Raw genomic sequence first — 18,369 nt, 5'->3', positions numbered from 1 at the left:
AAAGCACCAAGCGGCGCCCTCGCGCTTTTTTCACACCCAATAAAAGAGTGTGATAAAATCGGCGGCTGATTTTTCAGGTTTTGAGAGTCGATACAGATGAAGATCACCCTGCCCGAGTTTGAAAAAGCCCGCGTTCTGGTCGTTGGCGATGTCATGTTGGACCGTTATTGGCATGGCCCCACCGGCCGGATCTCGCCCGAGGCACCGGTGCCCGTGGTCAAGGTCGAACACATTGAGGAGCGCCCGGGTGGCGCCGCCAACGTGGCGCTCAACTCCGCCGCGCTGGGCGCCCACGCCGTGCTGCTGGGTCTGACCGGTCAGGATGAGGCCGCCGATGCCCTGGCTGGCCAGATGGCTGGCGTCAAGGTCGCCTGTGACTTCGTTCGTCTGGCCGACTACCCGACCATCACCAAGCTGCGCGTGCTGTCGCGCAACCAGCAGCTGCTGCGTCTGGACTTTGAAGAGGCCTTCCACGATGTGGACTCCACCCTGCTGATGGGCAAGGTCGAGCAGGCACTGCCGCACAGCGACGTGATGATCCTCTCCGACTACGGCAAGGGCGCCCTCAACGACGTGGCCGGCATGATCCAGCGCGCTCGCGCCGCCGGCATCCCGGTGCTGGTCGATCCCAAGGGGACCGATTTCGAGAAGTACCGCGGCGCCACCCTGCTGACCCCCAACATGTCCGAGTTCGAGGCCGTGGTGGGCAAGGTGAAAAGCGAAGAGGAGCTGGTTGCCAAGGGGCTGGAGCTGGTCAAGCGCTTCGAGCTGGAGGCCCTGCTGGTCACCCGTTCCGAAAACGGCATGACCCTGATCCGCGAAGGCCAGCCCGAGCTGCACCTGCCGGCCCAGGCCCACGAGGTGTATGACGTGACCGGTGCCGGTGATACCGTCATCTCCACCCTGGCCACCTCGCTGGCCGCCGGCAAGAGCCTGGACGAGGCCTGTGCCCTGGCCAACACCGCCGCCGGCATCGTGGTCGGCAAGCTGGGGACCTCCACCGTCAGCCCGGTGGAGCTCGCCAATGCGCTCTACACCGAGCAGGAGACCGGTTTTGGCGTCATGTCCGAAGCCCAGCTCAAGATTGCCGTGCAGGCCGCCCGTCTGCGTGGCGAGAAGGTAGTGATGACCAACGGCTGTTTCGACATTCTGCACGCCGGTCACGTCTCCTACCTGGCCAATGCCGGCAAGCTGGGGGATCGCCTGATCGTGGCGGTCAACACCGACGAGTCGGTGCGCCGTCTCAAGGGGCCGGGTCGTCCGGTCAATCCGACCGAGCGCCGGATGGCCGTGCTGGCCGCGCTGGGCGCCGTGGACTGGGTGGTGCCCTTCTCCGAGGAGACCCCGCAGCGGCTGATCGCCGAGGTGCTGCCGGACCTGCTGGTCAAGGGCGGCGACTACAAGCCGGAAGAGATTGCCGGCTACGCCGAGGTGACCGCCAACGGCGGCGAGGTGCGGGTCCTCAACTTCGAGGATGGCTGCTCCACCACCGACATCATCAAGACCATCCGCGAACGCGGATAAGCGAAAACCCGGCCAAGGCCGGGTTTTTTTATGCTCTGCGGTGGGAGCTGGACGGCGATTCGAACCCACCGACCCCCGCAGGCCAGAGATGAAAAAGGCGACCCTGGGGTCGCCTTTTTGCTGCCATCAATCGGCTCAGGATTTGCTCTTGGCCTGGCTGGCGGGCATCAGCCCCTGGTTCACGTCTTCCAGATCCTTTTGTTCCAGCGTGCCGGCGGCCTGCTTGAGGGAGAGGATGCTGAGGATGTAGTTGTAGCGGGCCTCGGAGAGCTTCTGCTTGGCCTGGTACAGCTTGCGGGTGGAGTCCAGCACATCGACTATGGTGCGGGTGCCGACCTCGTAACCCGCTTCGGTCGCCTTCAGGGCGCTGTCGGCGGAGATGACGGACTGGCCGTAGGCACGGACCGAGCCGATGCTGGCGTTCACGTTGTTGTAGGAGGAGCGCACCGTGCTCTGCACGTTGCGGAAGCTGCGCTCCAGCTGCTCGCTGGCGGCCACGTAGTTGAACTGGGACTGCTTGACCTGGGAGGTGGTCGCCCCGCCGGTGTAGAGCGGCAGCTTGAAGTTCAGGCCGATGTTGGCCTGATTGGCGTTGCTCTCCGGGTTGCGGATCTCGTCCTTGTAGTCGCTGTAGGTGCTGGAGAGGCCGGCGCCCAGATCCAGGGTCGGCTCATGACCGGTCTTGGCCAGATCGATCTGCTCCTTGGCGATATCCTTGCCGATGCGGGCGCTGTGCAGTTGCAGGTTCTTGTCCAGCGCTAGCTCCAGCCACTTGTCGGAGTTGAACGGGGTCTTCTGCGGGCTGAAGCGATCTGTGTTGAGCACGTCCAGTTGACGATGGTCGATGCCGGTCAGCTCGCGCAGGCTCTCGTAGCTGTTGTCCAGGGTGTTCTCGGCGTTGATCTCGTCCGCCAGCGCCTGGTCGCGCTCGGCCTCGGCCTCGTGCACGTCGGTGATGGCGGTCAGGCCCACTTCAAAGCGCTGCTGGGTCTGTTCCAGCTGACGTTCCACCGCGGCCTTGTTGGCGCGCACGAACTCCAGGGTGTCCATCGCCTTGAGCACGTTGAAATAGGCCTGGGCGGTACGCAGCATCAGGTTCTGGATTTCGAGGTTGTAGGCCACGTCGGACTGGGTGGCGCTCTTCTCGGTCAGGCTCAGGTTGACCCAGTTGCTGTGGCGGTAGATGGATTGATCCAGCGACAGGGAACCAGTGGCGTTGCTGTTGGTCTGGGTGTCACCCTTGTTCTGCAGGTAGTTCAGCCCGGCACCCAGGTTGATCTGCGGCAAGAGGGCGGCGCGGGACTCGTTGATCTTCTCGAAGGCCTGGTCGCGCTTGGCTTTGGATTCCAGCAGCTGGGTATCCTTGATCTGGGCCTGTTGGTAGATATCGAGCAGGTTTTCGGCATGGGCGCCGGCGCTGACGCCCAACAACACCATGGCTGACAAGAGTGTTCTTTTCATAGATCGTTTTAACCTTATGTATTAACCCAAAGCTGTCGCTGGATGAAGGAGGGTATTGTCATTGAGCAAGCTTGATTTCAGCTTAATCACTCTACTATAAGCAAAATTTTATGCTAACTGTCTCTTTTCCAGCGACAGGAACGTCAAGGACGAGGGTGAGTTTTCTCCCCCTCGCGCCTAGCCAAATGCCCTGTGGCTGCTAAAATCCATCCCTCTTCTCCGACGGGGGCGAGTGAATGAATGTTCATTCATGTTCCCGGATTTTATGGTCTAACCGAGCCAAGTCAAGCTGGTGGGAGTCTCGTATGTCGCAGCAAGCCTTGCCCCAAACCCGTCACTACTCTGCCGATGACGTAAAAATCATCGATAAATCATCGGGATATAACGGCTTCTTCAAGGTGAACATCTATCGCCTGCAGCACAAGTTGTTTGCGGGAGGCTGGAACGAGCCCATCGTCCGCGAGCTGTTCGAGCGTGGCCATGCCGCCGCCCTGTTGCCCTACGACCCGGTACGCGATCAGATAGTTCTGGTGGAGCAGTTTCGCATCGGCGCCATCGAAACCAGCGCCACCCCCTGGCTGCTGGAGCTGGTGGCCGGCATCATAGATGAAGGGGAGACCGCCGAGGCTGTGGTGCGGCGCGAAGCGGTGGAAGAGGCGGGCATCGAGGTCGGTCGCTGCGAGCACGCCATCAGCTATCTGGTGAGCCCGGGCGGCAGCACCGAACGGATCGAAGTCTACGTGGGCGAAGTGGATGCCAGCCAGGCCGAGGGGATCCACGGTCTGGCGGAAGAGGGGGAAGACATCCGGGTCCACGTGGTGAGCCGCGAGCAGGCCTATGCCTGGCTCAAAGAGGGGCGCATCGACAACGCCGCCTCCGTCATCGCCCTGCAGTGGCTGGCCCTCAACCACGGCGAGCTGCGCGCCCGCTGGCTGGCGGAGCGCTGAGGTGGCGCTCGTTCATACCCAGGCCAAGCGCTATGTGCCTGATCTGATGTCCTTGCAGCGTACCTGCGAGGTCAACTACATGACCCTGATGAAGCTGCTGCCCCCAGGCGGCAGTGTCGGCGCCGAACGTCGTTATCAGGTGGGCAACGGCCTGCAGTTCCAGCTCACGGTGAGCGAGGAGAGCCGCTTCACCAGCCAGGTGATCCTGGCCCAGCACAACCCGGAATTGCCGAGTTATTTGCAGGCCCGGATAGAGATTCGTTTGTACCATGACGTGCGGATGGCGGAAGTGTGTGCGGCGCAACAGATTTCAAGGTTGCAACCACGTTATGATTATCCCAATAAAAATATGCACCAGCGGGATGAAAAGGAGCAGGTAAACCTGTTTCTGGCCGATTGGCTAAAATTTTGTCTCAGACATGGTACCAGCCTGATAAACATCCTCTAGTTGAACTCATAAAAAGAAGCGTGATTTTGGAAACAGAGCTACCCCAGGCGCAGGACGGCAGTGTGCGCCTGTTGCAAATTACCGACACCCACCTCTTCGCGAGTGCCGAGGGGCGGCTATTGGCCGTGCGCACTGCCGAGAGCCTGGCTGCCGTGCTGGAACGGGTGCAGGCCAACGACCACCCGTTCGATCTGATCCTCGCTACCGGGGATCTCTCCCAGGATCACAGCCCGGAGTCCTACCAGCGTTTCGCCTCCATGATGGCGCCGCTGGCGCGTCCCATCTACTGGCTGCCCGGCAACCACGACGATGGCCCCCTGATGACCGAATACCTGCACGCGGCCGGCATCAGCGAGGCCAAGCAGCTGGTAGGCGAGCACTGGCAGGTGATCCTGCTGGATACCCAGGTGCGCGGCAAACCCCACGGGGTGCTGGGGGATCACCAGCTGGCGGCGCTGGATCAGGCGCTGCGCCAGCATCCCGAGCGCCATGCCCTGATCGCCCTGCATCATCAGGCGGTGCCGGTGGGTTGCGCCTGGCTCGATCAGCACAATCTCAAGAATGCCGACGACTTGTTTGCCGTGCTGGCCCGCCACCCGCAGCAGAAGACAATCCTGTTTGGCCACGTCCACCAGGAGTTTGACGAGGTGCACCGCGGGGTGCGGCTGATCGCCAGCCCTTCCACCTGCATCCAGTTCAAACCGCTCTCCGATGGCTTCGCGCTGGACGAATCCGGCCCGGGCTGGCGCTACCTCACCCTCTACCCGGATGGCCGCATCGCCAGCCAGGTGTGGCGTCTGCCGGTGGGGCAGTTCGTGCCCGACCCCGATGCCACCGGTTATTGAGGAGTCGCGATGAAGCCCGTACTCCTCTACCTGCACGGTTTCAACTCCTCGCCCGGCTCCGCCAAGGCGCAGCAGATGGCGGCCTGGGTGGCTGAGCACAGACCCGACATCGAGGTGGTGATCCCGGCCCAGCCCAACACCCCGGCGGCGGCCTGGGCGGCCATCGAGCAGACCATTGCCGATCTGCAGAGCCGTTATGGCAACGAATTCAAACTTGGCGCTGTGGGCAGCTCCCTCGGCGGCTTTATGGCGACCCGGGTCAGCGAGCGATACGGCTGTCGCGCCGCCCTGATCAACCCGGCGGTGCGCCCGCACGAGCTGCTCTACGACTACCTTGGCCCCCAGACCAACCCCTACACGGGGGAGCAGTATCAACTGCTGCCTGAACACATGGATGAGCTGCGGGCGCTGGCGGTACCGGTGAGCGCTCCCGAGCGGCTCTGGGTACTGCAACAGCAGGAAGACGAGGTGCTCGACTACCGCAAGGCGCTGGACGAATACCGTTTTGCCCGCCTCTCGCTGGAGTGCGGTGGCGACCACGCCTTCGTGGCATTCGAGCGCTACCCCGCCCAGATCGTCCGTTTCCTCGGGCTTTAATAATGCAACCACCGTTGGCCGCCTTTCTGGAACAGGTGCTGGCCACGGCGCAGGCGGGCCTCACTTACTCCAAGGATCCCTTCGATATCGGCCGCTTCGAGGCGCTGCGAGCGGCCACGGTGGCGCTCATCGCCAGCCAGAGCGAGCTGGCACCTGAAGCCATCGACGACTGGATCGCCCTCGACAGCGGTTATCCTACCCCCAAGCTCGATGTGCGGGCCTTCATTCAGAACGATGCGGGCCATATCCTGCTGGTGCAGGAGCGCAGCGATGGCTGCTGGACGCTGCCGGGGGGCTGGTGCGACATCGGCGACTCGCCGGCGGGGGCCGTGGTGCGCGAAGTGGTGGAGGAGACCGGCCTTGAGTGTCGGCCTGTGCAACTGCTGGCGCTGCTCGACAAGCTCAAGCACCCTCATCCGCCCCAGCTGCCCCACGCTCACAAGGCGTTCTTTCTGTGCGAGGTGACCGGCGGCCAGCTGCTGGGCGAAACCGATGAAACCAAAGGGGCGGGTTACTTCCCCATCGACGACTTGCCCCCGCTCTCTCGCCATCGGGTTGTGGAATCCCAGCTGCGCACCCTGTACGACCATCTGCTGCAGGGGCGGCAGGATACCCTGTTTGATTGACATCTGAGGATGTGACCCCGTCTGCAAGGAGGCAGCATGATCAAGCGCATCGGCAATACCCCCATTCAGGAGCGACACAAAGCCAGCTGTCACTGCGGCGCCGTGGTGCTGGAGCTGACCCTGCCGGATGGCGTGGTGGATCCGCGCCGTTGCGACTGTTCGCTCTGCCGGCGGCGGGGCGCCATCGTCGCCTCGGTGCCGCTCTCCGGCATCCGCATCCTGCAGGGGGAGGCGGTGCTGCGCTGCTACCAGTTCAATACCCGCACCGCCAAACACTACTTCTGCAGCATCTGCGGTATCTATACCCACCATCAGCGCCGCTCCAATCCGGCCCAGTATGGTTACAACCTCGCCTGCCTCGAAGGGGTCAATCCATTCGAGCTGGGCGAGGTGCCGACGCGCGACGGCATCAACCATCCGGCGGATCGGCTGGTCTGACCGGCAGGGTCTCATCTGCTTCTGTAGCGCCCTGCATGGCTGTGATAATCTTGCCAGACCCGCCGCAAGGCGGGCCTTGAGTCCGCATTATCTCGCTTGCCAACAGGGAGCCCGCTTGTGACAACTTCAGCCCTGCCGGATCTGATCCTGGGCGCCTCTCTCTACTTTCCGCCCCTGTTCAAGGCGGTCCTGCTCGGTCTGCTGGGCTGGCTGCCGGTGCACCACCTGCTGCGTGACTGGCTCTACGGCGGGGATGTCTGGCATCCCCTGCTGATGGATCTCTCCCTGTTTATCCTCGCCGTCAGCGGCGCCCTATGGATATTGCTACATGGCTAAATCACCCCTCGCGACCCTCAAATACTTCTCCACCCTGCTGGTCTGCGCGCTGGCGCTGGCGGCGGGCTGGTGGCTGTGGAACTACTACATGCAGGGGCCTTGGACCCGGGATGGCAAGGTGCGGGCCGAGCTGGTCAGCATCACCCCCGAGGTGTCGGGCAAGATCATCAAGATAGCGGTGAAAGACAACCAGCTGGTCAAGGCGGGGGAGGAGATCTTTACCCTGGATCCCGAGCCCTACCGGATTGCGCTGGACAACGCCCTAGCGGCGCTGGCCAAGGCCAAATCGGATCTCGACAAGGCGGAGCACGAGGCGAGCCGGCGCAGTGGCCTGTCGCGCAGTGTCATCTCCGCCGAGGCGGTGGACGAGGCCCGCCTCAATGCCCAGGCGATGAGGGCGGCCTACCAGGTGGCTCAGGCCAATCTGGAGCAGGCCAGATGGTCGCTGGCCAAGACCCGGGTGCATGCCGCGAGCGACGGTTACATCACCAACCTGCAGACCCGGGTCGGCAACTATGCCAGCGCCGGCGTGCCGCTGGTGGCGCTGGTGGACATCCACTCCTTCTACGTGCAGGGCTACTTCGAGGAGACCAAGCTCAGGCACATAGCGCCGGGCAAACCGGCCGAGGTGGTGCTCTACAGCGGGGAGCAGCGGCTGCGCGGCGAGGTGGAGAGCATAGGGCGCGCCATCCACGATCAGAGCGTGGAGGGGGCCGACAACCTGCTGCTGGACGTCAAACCCAATGTGCCCTGGGTACGGCTGGCCCAGCGGGTACCGGTGCGGATCAAGCTGCTGGAGGTGCCGCCCGAACTGACGCTGATTGCAGGCACCACCTGCACCATCACCATAGGGGAGTAAGGTGGTCGCCTCGCTCTGGCGCCAGACCCCCTGGGGCAAGGCCAATGGCGGCCAGTGGCGCTACGCCCTGCGCAACAGCCTGGCTATGTGCCTGTCGCTCTGGCTGGCCTTCGTGCTGGAGCTGGACTCCCCCTACTGGGCGATGACCTCAGCCGCGGTGGTGAGCTTTCCCACCGTGGGCGGGGTCATCAGCAAGAGTCTGGGGCGGGTGGTGGGCAGCCTTATCGGTGCCATGGCGGCGGTGGTGATCACTGGCCTTGGCATCAGCGATCCCTGGCTGTTCAGCTTTCTCATCGCACTCTGGCTGGCGCTGTGCACCTATATCTCCAACCACCATCAGAACAACGTCTCCTACGCCTTTGCGCTGGCGGGCTACACCGCCGCCATCATCGCCTTCTCCTGCGTCAACGTGACCGATCCACAGCACATCTTCGACATCGCCCAGGCCCGGGTGAGCGAGGTGATCGTCGGCATCCTCTGCGGCGGCCTGCTGATGATGATCCTGCCCAGCACCTCGGATGGCGAGACCCTGCTGCAGTCGCTGCACAAGACCCAGGCCCGTCTGCTGGAGCATGCCCAGCTGCTCTGGCTGGGGGAGGCGAGTCCGGAGGTGCGCACCGCCCACGAGGGACTGATCGGTCAGATCCTCACCATGAACGTGCTGCGCATCCAGGCGGTCTGGAGCCATCACAGGTTGCGGCGCCACAACAAGCTGCTCAACTTCCTGCTGCACCGCCAGCTGCGGCTCATCAGCCTCATCTCCAGCCAGCGCCGCATGCTGCACAACTGGCCGGAGCAACCTGAGGGGCTGCAGGCGTTGCTGGAGCGGCTGCTGGCCGAGCTGGGCCAGCCCGGCTGCGACAAGTACCGCATCGCCCGGCTGCTGGCCCCCTTGGTGCCGACGGCGGCCAGCGACTACCGGCTGCACACCTTCTGGCGACGGCTGCGCCACTTCTGCTGGAGCTATCTGGAGTGTCAGCGCTGGCTGGATCGGCTGGCCCGTTACGACGATCAGGAGTGGCCGGCGCCGCCGCGCCACTCCTCGCTCACCAGCCACACCGACACGCTGGAGGCGGCCTACAACGGCGGGCGTACTTTCCTCTGCGTGCTGCTCGGCTGCGCCTTCTGGATCCACAGCCAGTGGGATGCGGGCAGCTCGGCGCTGACCCTGCTCGCCATCTGCTGCGTGCTCTACTCGGCCACCCCGGCACCTGCCAAGGGGGCCAACACCATGCTCAAGGCGATCCTGCTGCTGAGCCTCATCTGCTTTGTGGTCAAGTTCGGCCTGATGATCCGCCTCGACGACTTCTGGCTCTTCTGCGCCCTGCTGCTGCCCGTGCTCATCACCATGCAGCTGTTCAAGCAGCAACAGCCCAGGCAGGCGGTGCTGTGGGGCCAGCTCATCGTGCTGCTCGGCTCCTTTCTCGCCATCACCAATCCACCGAGCTACGACTACCTGCAGTACATCAACGGCAGCCTGGGGCAGGCGCTGGGGGTGATGAGCGCCGGACTGGCATTCCAGCTGCTGCGACCGAGCTCGGATCGGCGCAAGAGCCTCCGCCTCATCCGCTCCCTGCGCTGCCACTTTATCGATCAGCTGGAGCCGGCCCCGCGCCAGAGCGAGAGCCAGTTCGAATCGCTCATCTATCACTGCATCAGCCAGCTCAGCCAGAGCCAGGATCAGACCGCCCGCCTCTGGGTGCTGCGCTGGGGCGTGGTGCTGCTCAACTGCAGCCACATCGTCTGGCAGTTGCGCCAGTGGCGCGGCGAGGATCAGCCCCTCTACCTGGTGCGCGACAACTGCATCCGCTCTCTGCAGGGGATCCTCACCGAGCAGGGGGTGCAGCACGCCTCCCTGGATCGCACCCTGGCCGAGCTGCAGCGGATCTGCGCGGCCCTGGCCAACCATAGGAAGCCGACGGCGCGGGAGCTGGCCGGCATGGTGTGGCGGCTGCACAGCTCTCTCTCCCAGTTGCAGCAGGCGCTGCCGGTCGCGGCCGAGGCACGCTGAACGGGCCGGCGGGGCGACTTACCCCGTCCGGATCAAGCTTTGCCGCCGCCGGGTTTGTCCAATACCCTCCCAACGAGTAAGATTCTCCCCAAACGTCAATTCGCAAGGCCCTCCATGTCTACTCAATACAATGCGGATGCCATTGAGGTCCTCAATGGCCTTGAACCGGTGCGTCGCCGCCCCGGCATGTATACCGACACCACCCGGCCCAATCACCTCGGCCAGGAAGTCATCGACAACAGCGTCGACGAGGCGCTGGCGGGCCACGCCCGTACCCTGGAGGTGACCCTGTATGAAGATCAGTCCCTCGAGGTGATCGACGACGGCCGCGGCATGCCGGTCGATATCCACCCGGAGGAAGGGGTGTGCGGGGTGGAGCTGATCCTCTGCAAGCTGCACGCGGGCGGCAAGTTCTCCAACAAGAACTACCAGTTCTCCGGCGGTCTGCACGGGGTGGGCATCTCGGTAGTGAACGCCCTCTCCGAGCGGGTCGAGGTGACGGTGCGCCGTGACGGCCAGGTCTATGACATCGCCTTCGAGAAGGGCGAGAAGGTGCAGGAGCTGACCATCACCGGCACCTGCGGGCGCCGCAACACCGGCACCCGGGTTCGCTTCTGGCCGGAAGCCCACTACTTCGATTCGCCCCGTTTCTCGGTCTCCAAGCTGGAGCACCTGCTGAAAGCCAAGGCGGTGCTCTGCCCGGGCCTCACCATCAAGTTCCTCGACAAGAACACCGGCATCCGGCTTGAGTGGTGCTACGAAGACGGCCTCAAGGATTACCTGGTCGACGCGGTCAAGCAGTTCACCTGCCTGCCGGAGCAGCCCTTCGTCGGCGCCTTCAGCACCGAGCAGTCGGCGGTGGACTGGGCCCTGTGCTGGCTGCCGGAAGGGGGCGAGTGCCTCGCCGAATCCTATGTGAACCTGATCCCCACCGCCCAGGGCGGTACCCACGTCAACGGTCTGCGTCAGGGCCTGCTCGACGCCATGCGCGAGTTCTGCGAGTTCCGCAACCTGCTGCCGCGCGGGGTCAAGCTGACTCCGGAAGACATCTGGGATCGCTGCGCCTACATCCTCTCCATCAAGATGCAGGATCCGCAGTTTGCCGGCCAGACCAAGGAGCGGCTCTCCTCCCGTCAGAGCTCGGCGTTTGTCTCCGGTGTGGTGAAGGATGCCTTCAGCCTTTACTTGAACAGCAACACCGAGCTGGCCGAACAGCTGGCCGAGCTCTGCATCTCCAGCGCCCAGCGCCGGATGCGCGCCGCCAAAACGGTGGTGCGCAAGAAGATCACCCAGGGCCCGGCCCTGCCCGGCAAGCTGACCGACTGCGGCTGCGCCGACCCCATGCAGGGGGAGCTGTTCCTGGTGGAGGGTGACTCCGCGGGCGGCAGTGCCAAGCAGGCACGGGATCGCGAGTTTCAAGCCATCATGCCGCTGCGCGGCAAGATCCTGAACACCTGGGAGGTGGAGGCCGGTCAGGTGCTCGCCTCGCAAGAAGTGCACGACATCTCGGTGGCCATCGGGCTCGACCCGGACTCCGACGATCTCTCCGGCCTGCGCTACGGCAAGGTGTGCATCCTGGCGGATGCGGACTCGGACGGTCTGCACATCGCCACCCTGCTCTGCGCCCTGTTCGTGAAACACTTCCGCGCGCTGGTGGAGAAGGGGCACGTCTATGTGGCCATGCCGCCCCTCTACCGGATCGATATCGGCAAGGAGGTCTACTACGCCCTCGACGAGGACGAGAAGAACGGCGTGCTGCAGCGGGTCGAAGCCGAGAAGAAGAAGGGCAAGGTGATGGTGACCCGATTCAAGGGCCTGGGTGAGATGAACCCGAAACAGCTGCGGGAAACCACCATGGATCCCAACACCCGCCGCCTGGTGCAACTCACCATGGGCGCCGAAGGGGACGAGGGGGATGAGACCCTGCAGCTGATGGACATGCTGCTGGCCAAGAAGCGCGCGAGCGATCGCCGTGAATGGCTGGAAGAGAAGGGCAACCTCGCGATCATCTAGGTCAGCCCGCTCTCGTCATCATCCAAGCCATCGGCTGGCCCGGACAGGGCCAGCAAGCATTTAGCCGGAGTCGCCCTGTGGCGGCTCCCGAACCGAAAGAGATAATCACATGAGTGATGCTATCGAGCTCAGTCTGGACGGGGTAGAGCGCCAGCCAATGCGCACCTTCACCGAACAGGCTTACTTGAACTACTCCATGTACGTCATCATGGATCGGGCCCTGCCGCATATCGGCGACGGCCTCAAGCCCGTGCAGCGGCGCATCATCTACGCCATGAGCGAGCTGGGTCTGTCGGCCCTCTCCAAGCACAAGAAGTCTGCCCGTACCGTGGGTGACGTGCTGGGTAAATATCACCCCCACGGCGACAGCGCCTGTTATGAAGCCATGGTGCTGATGGCCCAGCCCTTCTCCTACCGCTACCCGCTGGTGGACGGTCAGGGCAACTGGGGTGCGCCGGACGATCCCAAATCCTTCGCCGCCATGCGTTATACCGAGGCGCGGCTGTCGCGCTTCTCCGAGCTGCTGCTCTCCGAGCTCGGCCAGGGCACGGTGGAGTGGACGCCGAACTTCGACGGCACCATGAAAGAGCCTGTGGTGCTGCCCGCCCGTCTGCCGCACATCCTGCTCAACGGGGTGACCGGCATCGCGGTGGGGATGGCGACCGATATCCCGCCCCACAACGCGCGGGAAGTGGCCCACGCCTGTGTGGAACTGCTGGACAACCCCAATGCCGGCCTGGATGCCCTGATGGCCCATGTGCAGGGGCCGGACTACCCGACCAACGCCGAGATCATCACGCCGCGGGACGACATCCGCAAAATCTACGAGACCGGCAAGGGCTCCATCAAGCAGCGAGCGGTGTGGAGTGAGGAGGATGGCGACATCGTCATCACGGCGCTGCCTCATCAGGCCTCCGGCGCCAAGATCATGGAGCAGATTGCCGCCCAGATGGTGGCCAAGAAGCTGCCCATGGTCACCGATCTGCGGGATGAGTCGGACCACGAGAACCCGACCCGTCTGGTCATAGTGCCGCGCTCCAACCGGGTGGACGTGGAGGGGCTGATGGCCCACCTGTTCGCCACCACGGATCTGGAGAAGAACTACCGGGTCAACCTCAACATCCTGGGTCTGGACAATCGGCCCCAGGTGAAAGACCTCAAGACCATCCTCACCGAGTGGCTGAGCTTTCGCCGCGAGACGGTGCGTCGCCGCCTGCAATATCGCCTCGACAAGGTGCTGGCCCGCCTGCACATCCTCGAAGGTTTGCTCATTGCCTATCTCAACATCGACGAGGTGATCGAGATCATCCGCACCGAGGAAGAGCCGGGCCGGGTGATGATGGAGCGCTTCAACATCAGCGAGACCCAGGCCGAGGCGATCCTCGAGCTGAAACTGCGCCACCTGGCCAAGCTCGAAGAGTTCAAGCTGCGCGCCGAACAGAACGAACTGGAGGAAGAGCGCGACAAGCTGGAACTGATCCTGGGTTCGGAGCGCCGTCTCAGCACCCTGCTCAAGAAAGAGATCCTGGCGGACGCCGAGAAGTACGGCGACGATCGCCGCACCCCGCTGGTGGAGCGCGCCACCGCCGTGGCGCTGACCGAGAAGGAGCTCACCCCGAGCGAGCCGGTCACCGTGATCCTTTCCGACAAGGGGTGGGTGCGCGCCGCCAAGGGCCACGATGTGGATGTGGAGGGCCTCTCCTACAAGGCGGGGGACAACTACCTCGCCCACGCCCATGGTCGCAGCAACCAGCAGGCGGTGTTCCTCTCCACCCTGGGGAGAACCTACTCGCTGGAGGCCCACACCCTGCCCTCCGCCCGCAGCCAGGGCGAGCCGCTCACCGGTCGCTTCGCGCTGGGGGCCGGTGAAGAGGTGCGTCATCTGGTGATGGGTAACGAGGGCGAGCCGTATCTGATCTGTTCCGACGCCGGTTACGGCTTCGTCTGCAAATATGACGACCTGATCGGCAAGAACAAGAACGGCAAGGCGCTGCTGACCGTGCCGGAAGGGGGCATCGTCATGGCTCCCCAGAAGATAGGCGCGCCGGACACGGATCTCTGCATGGCCATCTCCAACGAGGGTCGCATGTTGCTGTTCCCGCTGAGCACATTGCCGGTGCTCGGCAAGGGCAAGGGCAACAAGCTCATCAGCATCCCCTCGGCGCGCGTGAAGGCGCGGGAGGAGTTTGTGGTGATGGCTGCCGTTATCCCGCAGGGCCAGTCCGTCACCCTGTTTGCCGGCAAGCGCAAGCTCACTCTTAAGCCATCTGACCTTGACTACTACCGCGGCGAACGCGGTCGCCGCGGCGCCAAATTGCCCCGTGGCTTGCAACGAGTCGATCGCATCGAGATTGAAACCGTCGCCGGCGCCGAGCCGATAGCCGGGGAAAATCAGGAAGGGTAGTCAACGGTTCTATACAAGATGGGAGCGAATTATTCGCTCCCTTTTTTTTGTTAAAAATGACTCCTCATGGGGATAGTGGTAGCGTGTCGCTCCAGTGTCGATTGGATCAGAAAGGATATCTGATGAGGCTTCTTTTTCGTTATTTTTTACTTTGTGCAATATGTACGTGCAGTGCCTTGCCATCCTTCGTCGTATCGGCTGAATATACAGGGTTTAAACGTCTCCTGGTGACCGACCCTGTAAGCGGAAAAGCGATGGATGCCGTATATTTCTATCCCGGTGTGGCCGCAGAAAAGACACCAAGTACGATAGGCCCTTATCAAATAGCGGCACAAAAGGCGCTGAATATAGTACCCGGGCACTATCCAGTCATAATAATCTCACATGGCAACGCTGGTAGTTTATGGAGTCATCATGACCTTGCCACGACTCTGGCTCGGCAGGGAAATATTGTTATTACCCTCACACATCCTGGTGATAACTACAAGGATCAGACAGGAGCAGGGGCCATTAGCTCCTGGTATGGTCGTCCATTACAAATATCTGTCGTCATTACTGCTGCGACCAATGATGTTGAGCTAGCCAAATATATTGATAAAGATAAAATAGCGTTTATTGGTTTCTCTGCCGGTGGAGCAACAGGATTGTTGTTACGAGGAGGGGAGATTGATGCAGGACGCTATGAAAATTATTGTCGTAAACATGAGATGAAAGCCATATGTTCAACCAAAGGGATAATCATCAATAACCATCCTGGTTTAGTTGCACATCCCGATCCTAGAATAAAGGCATGGGTTTTCATGGCTCCGGTAAGTATGGCATTTTCTCCCGCCTCACTAAAAAGAGTGATTGCCCCTACCCTTATTTTTACTGGTGATAAGGATGAAGAGCTTTCTTGGGAAGAGAATGCCAGGGAGCTAGCCACCACGTTGGCTGCAGAAAAAGAATTTCAGGTAATACACAATGCCGGTCATTTTGTTTTTCTCTCTCCATGCTCTGCTGAATTAAATGAAATGGCACCAGCTATTTGTAATGATGCACCAGGCATAAATAGAGAGAATATACATGCGGTAATTAACAGTAAAATATCTGAATTTCTCAGCAGAGCGTGGCTTAAAGTGAAAGAGCCGCGGGTCTGATGGCGAAGCGTAATCAGACGATCGCGAAAACAGGTTGCCGTTATTCTGTTGATGCTCCAGCTGATCTCTTCTCTATGTCCATCGCCACCGGGATTGCAGTGCGAACGATTACGCTTCGCTAATCGACCCTACTTCTCCCTGTTTTCTTTAACGTTCTGCTGTTTGTCGGTGGTTTCTGTTGTGATGGTTTGTTCCCCCTCATCCCCGACCCTTCTCCCGCTAGGGGAGAAGGGAGCCCAGATCGCAGCAATTTTGGAATGCGTGACAGCTACGACTACAGGTTGGCAGACGCTGATCCCCTCTCCCTTTGGGAGAGGCTCAGGGTGAGGGGCGCAGGTTGGATTAGTGAAGCATGCTTGAATGATAAAATCTGGTTGGTTCACCATTTTGGTATCTAGAAAAGTCAGCCTGGTGAGACGTTACCGATTTTAGCTACTGATAACTCATGATGTTTTGCCGTATAAAATCAATAAATACGCGCGTCTTAGCCGGTAGATATTGGCGGTTTGCATAAACAGCAAACAACTGCAAAGGGGCGGCGGGTAACTCAAGTTCAATTTCAACCAAGCTGCCATCATCAATAAACGCTTGGCAAGAGACCTTGGCCAGAATGGCAAACCCGACTCCGGCGAGCGCGGCTTTTAGCGCCAGCTCACCACTATCGACCCGATAGTGTTCATTGACCTGAGCGGTGGAAAATTCAGCGCTGGGTAGGGTGAACTGCCAAGGCATTCCCTTCAGGGCGCTTACCGTGGTGATGCAGGGGAGATCCTTTAGCTGGGCCGTGTGGTTGGGCTGTCCACATCGCTGAATAAGAGCAGGGGAACCAACCACGGTACAGGGAATGGTGGTCAGATGGCTGGCGATATAATCGCTGTCATCCAGCTTTCCTCTGTGAATGATGACGGCTATATCCAGATCTTCCCTTAATGTCTCAAATCCTGACAGGTTGGTAATACAGCTGATCTTTATTTCGGGATGCTGACAGGCAAAGTCAGCGATGGCTGTGCCGAGCAGCCTGGGACCGGCTTCATTGGGAATGCACAGGCGCAGTGGCCCTTTCAGCTGGATCTGCTGTGATGTCAATTCAGCTTCGGTTTGCTCCAGTGATTCCAGCAAGGGTTTTACTCGGGAATAGAGCAGCTGGCCCGCCTGGGTGAGTTTCATGTGCCGAGTACTGCGTTCAATAAGCTGGAGTGACAGTCTCTCTTCCAGCTGAGCAATACTCCTGCTGATGTTTGAGGTAGGTAATTCAAGGGTCTTGGATGCACCGATAAAACTGCCCTGTTCAACCACGGCAATAAATATCTTTGATGAAGTAAAGTCCAGGCCGGTGCGCATCCATTGTCCCTGATATGATAACAGTCTGTGCCATTCTAAAGGATAAAAATAGAGGATGGTAGTGGGTATGCTGTCTGCCTCCAAATATTGAGCATAAACACTATGATGTCAGAAAAAAACAAATCAGGTAATAAACCTTATTCTAACAGTGCGGTGATGGATATGGGGTGCGTCTGGCTGGCCGCCTTTATCCAATTGGTGAGTGCACTGGACTTTATGATGATTATGCCGCTTGGGCCTGATTTATCTCGTGCGCTCGATATCAACCCAACCTATATAGGATATTTGGGGGGAGGGTATGCACTGGCCGCCGCATTATCATCCTTATTATGTGCCAGATATATTGATCGATTTGATAGAAAACAGGTGGCATTGCTCTCATTGCTGGGGGTCACCCTGTCCACCTGGGCATGCGCGCTGGCGTGGAATATGGAAAGCCTGTTCTTTACCCGTTTGTTGGTCGGTATATTTGCCGGTCCGGCAACGTCGATAGCGATGGCGATCATCGTGGATGCGACGCCAGTACCACAACGTGGTCGAGCGATGGCGATAGTGATGGGGGCTTTCTCGTTGTCAGCCATTGCCGGTGTCCCCCTGGGGCTGGAGCTGGCCATGTTGAAAGGGTGGAGCGCCCCTTTCTATGCCGTTGGCGGATTGGGCTTGTGCGTCAGCGTGCTGGTATCTATGCGGCTGCCGAATATGACTGCTCACCTGGGGCGAGAGCAGAAGGTCTTTTCAATCACGGGGATGTTGAAACGCGCCGTGGTGTGGCATGCATTCATGGCAATCGGGTTGGCCATTTTCAGTACCTTCCTGATTGTTCCGAACATGGCCACCTATTTTCAGTTCAATCTCGGTGTGCCTCGCGGCGATATGAGTCAGTACTATGTCATGGGCGGCGTGGTCAGCGTGCTTGCAATGCAGTTGGGGGGCTATTGGATGGACCGGGTTGGCCCAATGCACGTCACCATGTGGCTGGGGGGATTGATTATCGCCATTGTCTGGGATGGTTTCCTGGGTTCCCCCTTGTTGCCGACCATTGTTGTTTTTACCTTGTTCATGGTGGTGACGTCGACGCGCACGATTACCGCTGCGGCAGTGACTAGCCAGGTTGCAGAGCCCGGGGAGCGAGCAGGGTTCATGTCATTGCAGAATGTCTTCCAGCATATATTCAGCGGTTCGGCCGCCGTCGTCTCTTCGATGCTGTTGACCGATGTCGATGGTCACCTGGGCAATATGACTACCCTGGCCTGGCTGGTGATAGCGCTGACGCTGGTGCAGCCCGTCTTTCTCCATCGGCTGCTGAAACGGTTATGTGTGGTGACCGAGTAACATCATGTTTTATTCATGACGAGGCAGCAGGGTCGCAGGCTTGATTGG

General features: G+C 60.8%; 16 protein-coding genes. 14 read left to right on the top strand and 2 right to left on the bottom strand.

The features are described 5' to 3' along the window. Nucleotides 1–96: 96 nt before the first annotated feature. Nucleotides 97–1,524: a bifunctional D-glycero-beta-D-manno-heptose-7-phosphate kinase/D-glycero-beta-D-manno-heptose 1-phosphate adenylyltransferase HldE gene (gene hldE, locus ACB031_RS15100; protein ID WP_371139842.1), complete on the top strand. Its 1,428-nt coding sequence runs from the start codon at nt 97–99 to the stop codon at nt 1,522–1,524. A gap of 135 nt (nt 1,525–1,659) precedes the next feature. Here hldE and tolC read toward each other — a convergent pair whose 3' ends face one another. Further along, the gene (gene tolC / locus ACB031_RS15095) at nt 1,660–2,985 is read right to left on the bottom strand and encodes an outer membrane channel protein TolC (protein WP_005305339.1); all 1,326 of its coding nucleotides are present in this window, start codon (nt 2,983–2,985) and stop codon (nt 1,660–1,662) included. A gap of 305 nt (nt 2,986–3,290) precedes the next feature. On the opposite strand from tolC, the gene nudF reads away from it, so the two are divergent. From nudF to ACB031_RS15035, 12 genes are all read left to right on the top strand, one after another. Then, nucleotides 3,291–3,932, top strand: coding sequence for an ADP-ribose diphosphatase (nudF, locus tag ACB031_RS15090; protein ID WP_026139168.1), 642 nt, complete (start codon nt 3,291–3,293; stop codon nt 3,930–3,932). 46 nt (nt 3,933–3,978) lie between these two features. Next, nucleotides 3,979–4,380, top strand: a complete 402-nt coding sequence (locus ACB031_RS15085) for a DUF1249 domain-containing protein (protein ID WP_198426826.1) — start codon at nt 3,979–3,981, stop codon at nt 4,378–4,380. Between the two features lie 26 nt (nt 4,381–4,406). Then, a complete protein-coding gene (gene cpdA, locus ACB031_RS15080) occupies nt 4,407–5,225 on the top strand; it encodes a 3',5'-cyclic-AMP phosphodiesterase (RefSeq protein ID WP_017778369.1) in 819 nt (272 codons plus the stop codon). Between the two features lie 9 nt (nt 5,226–5,234). Further along, nucleotides 5,235–5,822: a YqiA/YcfP family alpha/beta fold hydrolase gene (locus ACB031_RS15075; RefSeq protein WP_371139841.1), complete on the top strand. Its 588-nt coding sequence runs from the start codon at nt 5,235–5,237 to the stop codon at nt 5,820–5,822. 2 nt (nt 5,823–5,824) lie between these two features. Continuing rightward, nucleotides 5,825–6,448, top strand: a complete 624-nt coding sequence (locus ACB031_RS15070) for an NUDIX hydrolase (protein ID WP_319906993.1) — start codon at nt 5,825–5,827, stop codon at nt 6,446–6,448. Nucleotides 6,449–6,484: 36 nt separating this feature from the next. Further along, complete coding sequence (locus tag ACB031_RS15065) at nt 6,485–6,886, top strand: GFA family protein (RefSeq protein WP_201990292.1); 402 nt, start codon at nt 6,485–6,487, stop codon at nt 6,884–6,886. 117 nt (nt 6,887–7,003) lie between these two features. Further along, nucleotides 7,004–7,222, top strand: a complete 219-nt coding sequence (locus ACB031_RS15060; protein WP_005305321.1) for a DUF1656 domain-containing protein — start codon at nt 7,004–7,006, stop codon at nt 7,220–7,222. Then, nucleotides 7,215–8,081 carry an HlyD family secretion protein gene (locus ACB031_RS15055; protein ID WP_042006176.1) on the top strand — a complete coding sequence of 289 codons (867 nt, stop codon included), beginning with the start codon at nt 7,215–7,217 and terminating at the stop codon, nt 8,079–8,081. Before ACB031_RS15060 ends, ACB031_RS15055 begins: the two co-directional genes overlap by 8 nt. A gap of 1 nt (nt 8,082) precedes the next feature. Further along, nucleotides 8,083–10,092 (top strand): FUSC family protein, encoded by a 2,010-nt coding sequence (locus ACB031_RS15050; protein WP_319906994.1) that lies wholly within the window; start codon nt 8,083–8,085, stop codon nt 10,090–10,092. 114 nt (nt 10,093–10,206) lie between these two features. Continuing rightward, a complete protein-coding gene (gene parE, locus ACB031_RS15045) occupies nt 10,207–12,105 on the top strand; it encodes a DNA topoisomerase IV subunit B (RefSeq protein WP_319906995.1) in 1,899 nt (632 codons plus the stop codon). Nucleotides 12,106–12,214: 109 nt separating this feature from the next. Next, nucleotides 12,215–14,509, top strand: coding sequence for a DNA topoisomerase IV subunit A (gene parC / locus ACB031_RS15040; RefSeq protein ID WP_371139840.1), 2,295 nt, complete (start codon nt 12,215–12,217; stop codon nt 14,507–14,509). A gap of 122 nt (nt 14,510–14,631) precedes the next feature. Continuing rightward, nucleotides 14,632–15,648 carry an alpha/beta hydrolase family protein gene (locus ACB031_RS15035; RefSeq protein WP_371139839.1) on the top strand — a complete coding sequence of 339 codons (1,017 nt, stop codon included), beginning with the start codon at nt 14,632–14,634 and terminating at the stop codon, nt 15,646–15,648. 432 nt (nt 15,649–16,080) lie between these two features. Here ACB031_RS15035 and ACB031_RS15030 read toward each other — a convergent pair whose 3' ends face one another. Continuing rightward, a complete protein-coding gene (locus ACB031_RS15030) occupies nt 16,081–16,989 on the bottom strand; it encodes a LysR family transcriptional regulator (protein WP_371139838.1) in 909 nt (302 codons plus the stop codon). 87 nt (nt 16,990–17,076) lie between these two features. Here ACB031_RS15030 and ACB031_RS15025 point away from each other — a divergent pair, with 87 nt between their 5' ends. After that, on the top strand, nt 17,077–18,321 hold the full coding sequence (locus ACB031_RS15025) for an MFS transporter (protein WP_371139837.1): 1,245 nt from the start codon (nt 17,077–17,079) through the stop codon (nt 18,319–18,321). Nucleotides 18,322–18,369 lie beyond the last annotated feature (48 nt).

It is taken from the genome of Aeromonas sp. S8(2024) (assembly GCF_041403085.1).
GTDB classification, from domain to species: Bacteria; Pseudomonadota; Gammaproteobacteria; order Enterobacterales; family Aeromonadaceae; genus Aeromonas; species Aeromonas dhakensis.
This window is presented reverse-complemented; position numbering and strand designations above follow the sequence as displayed.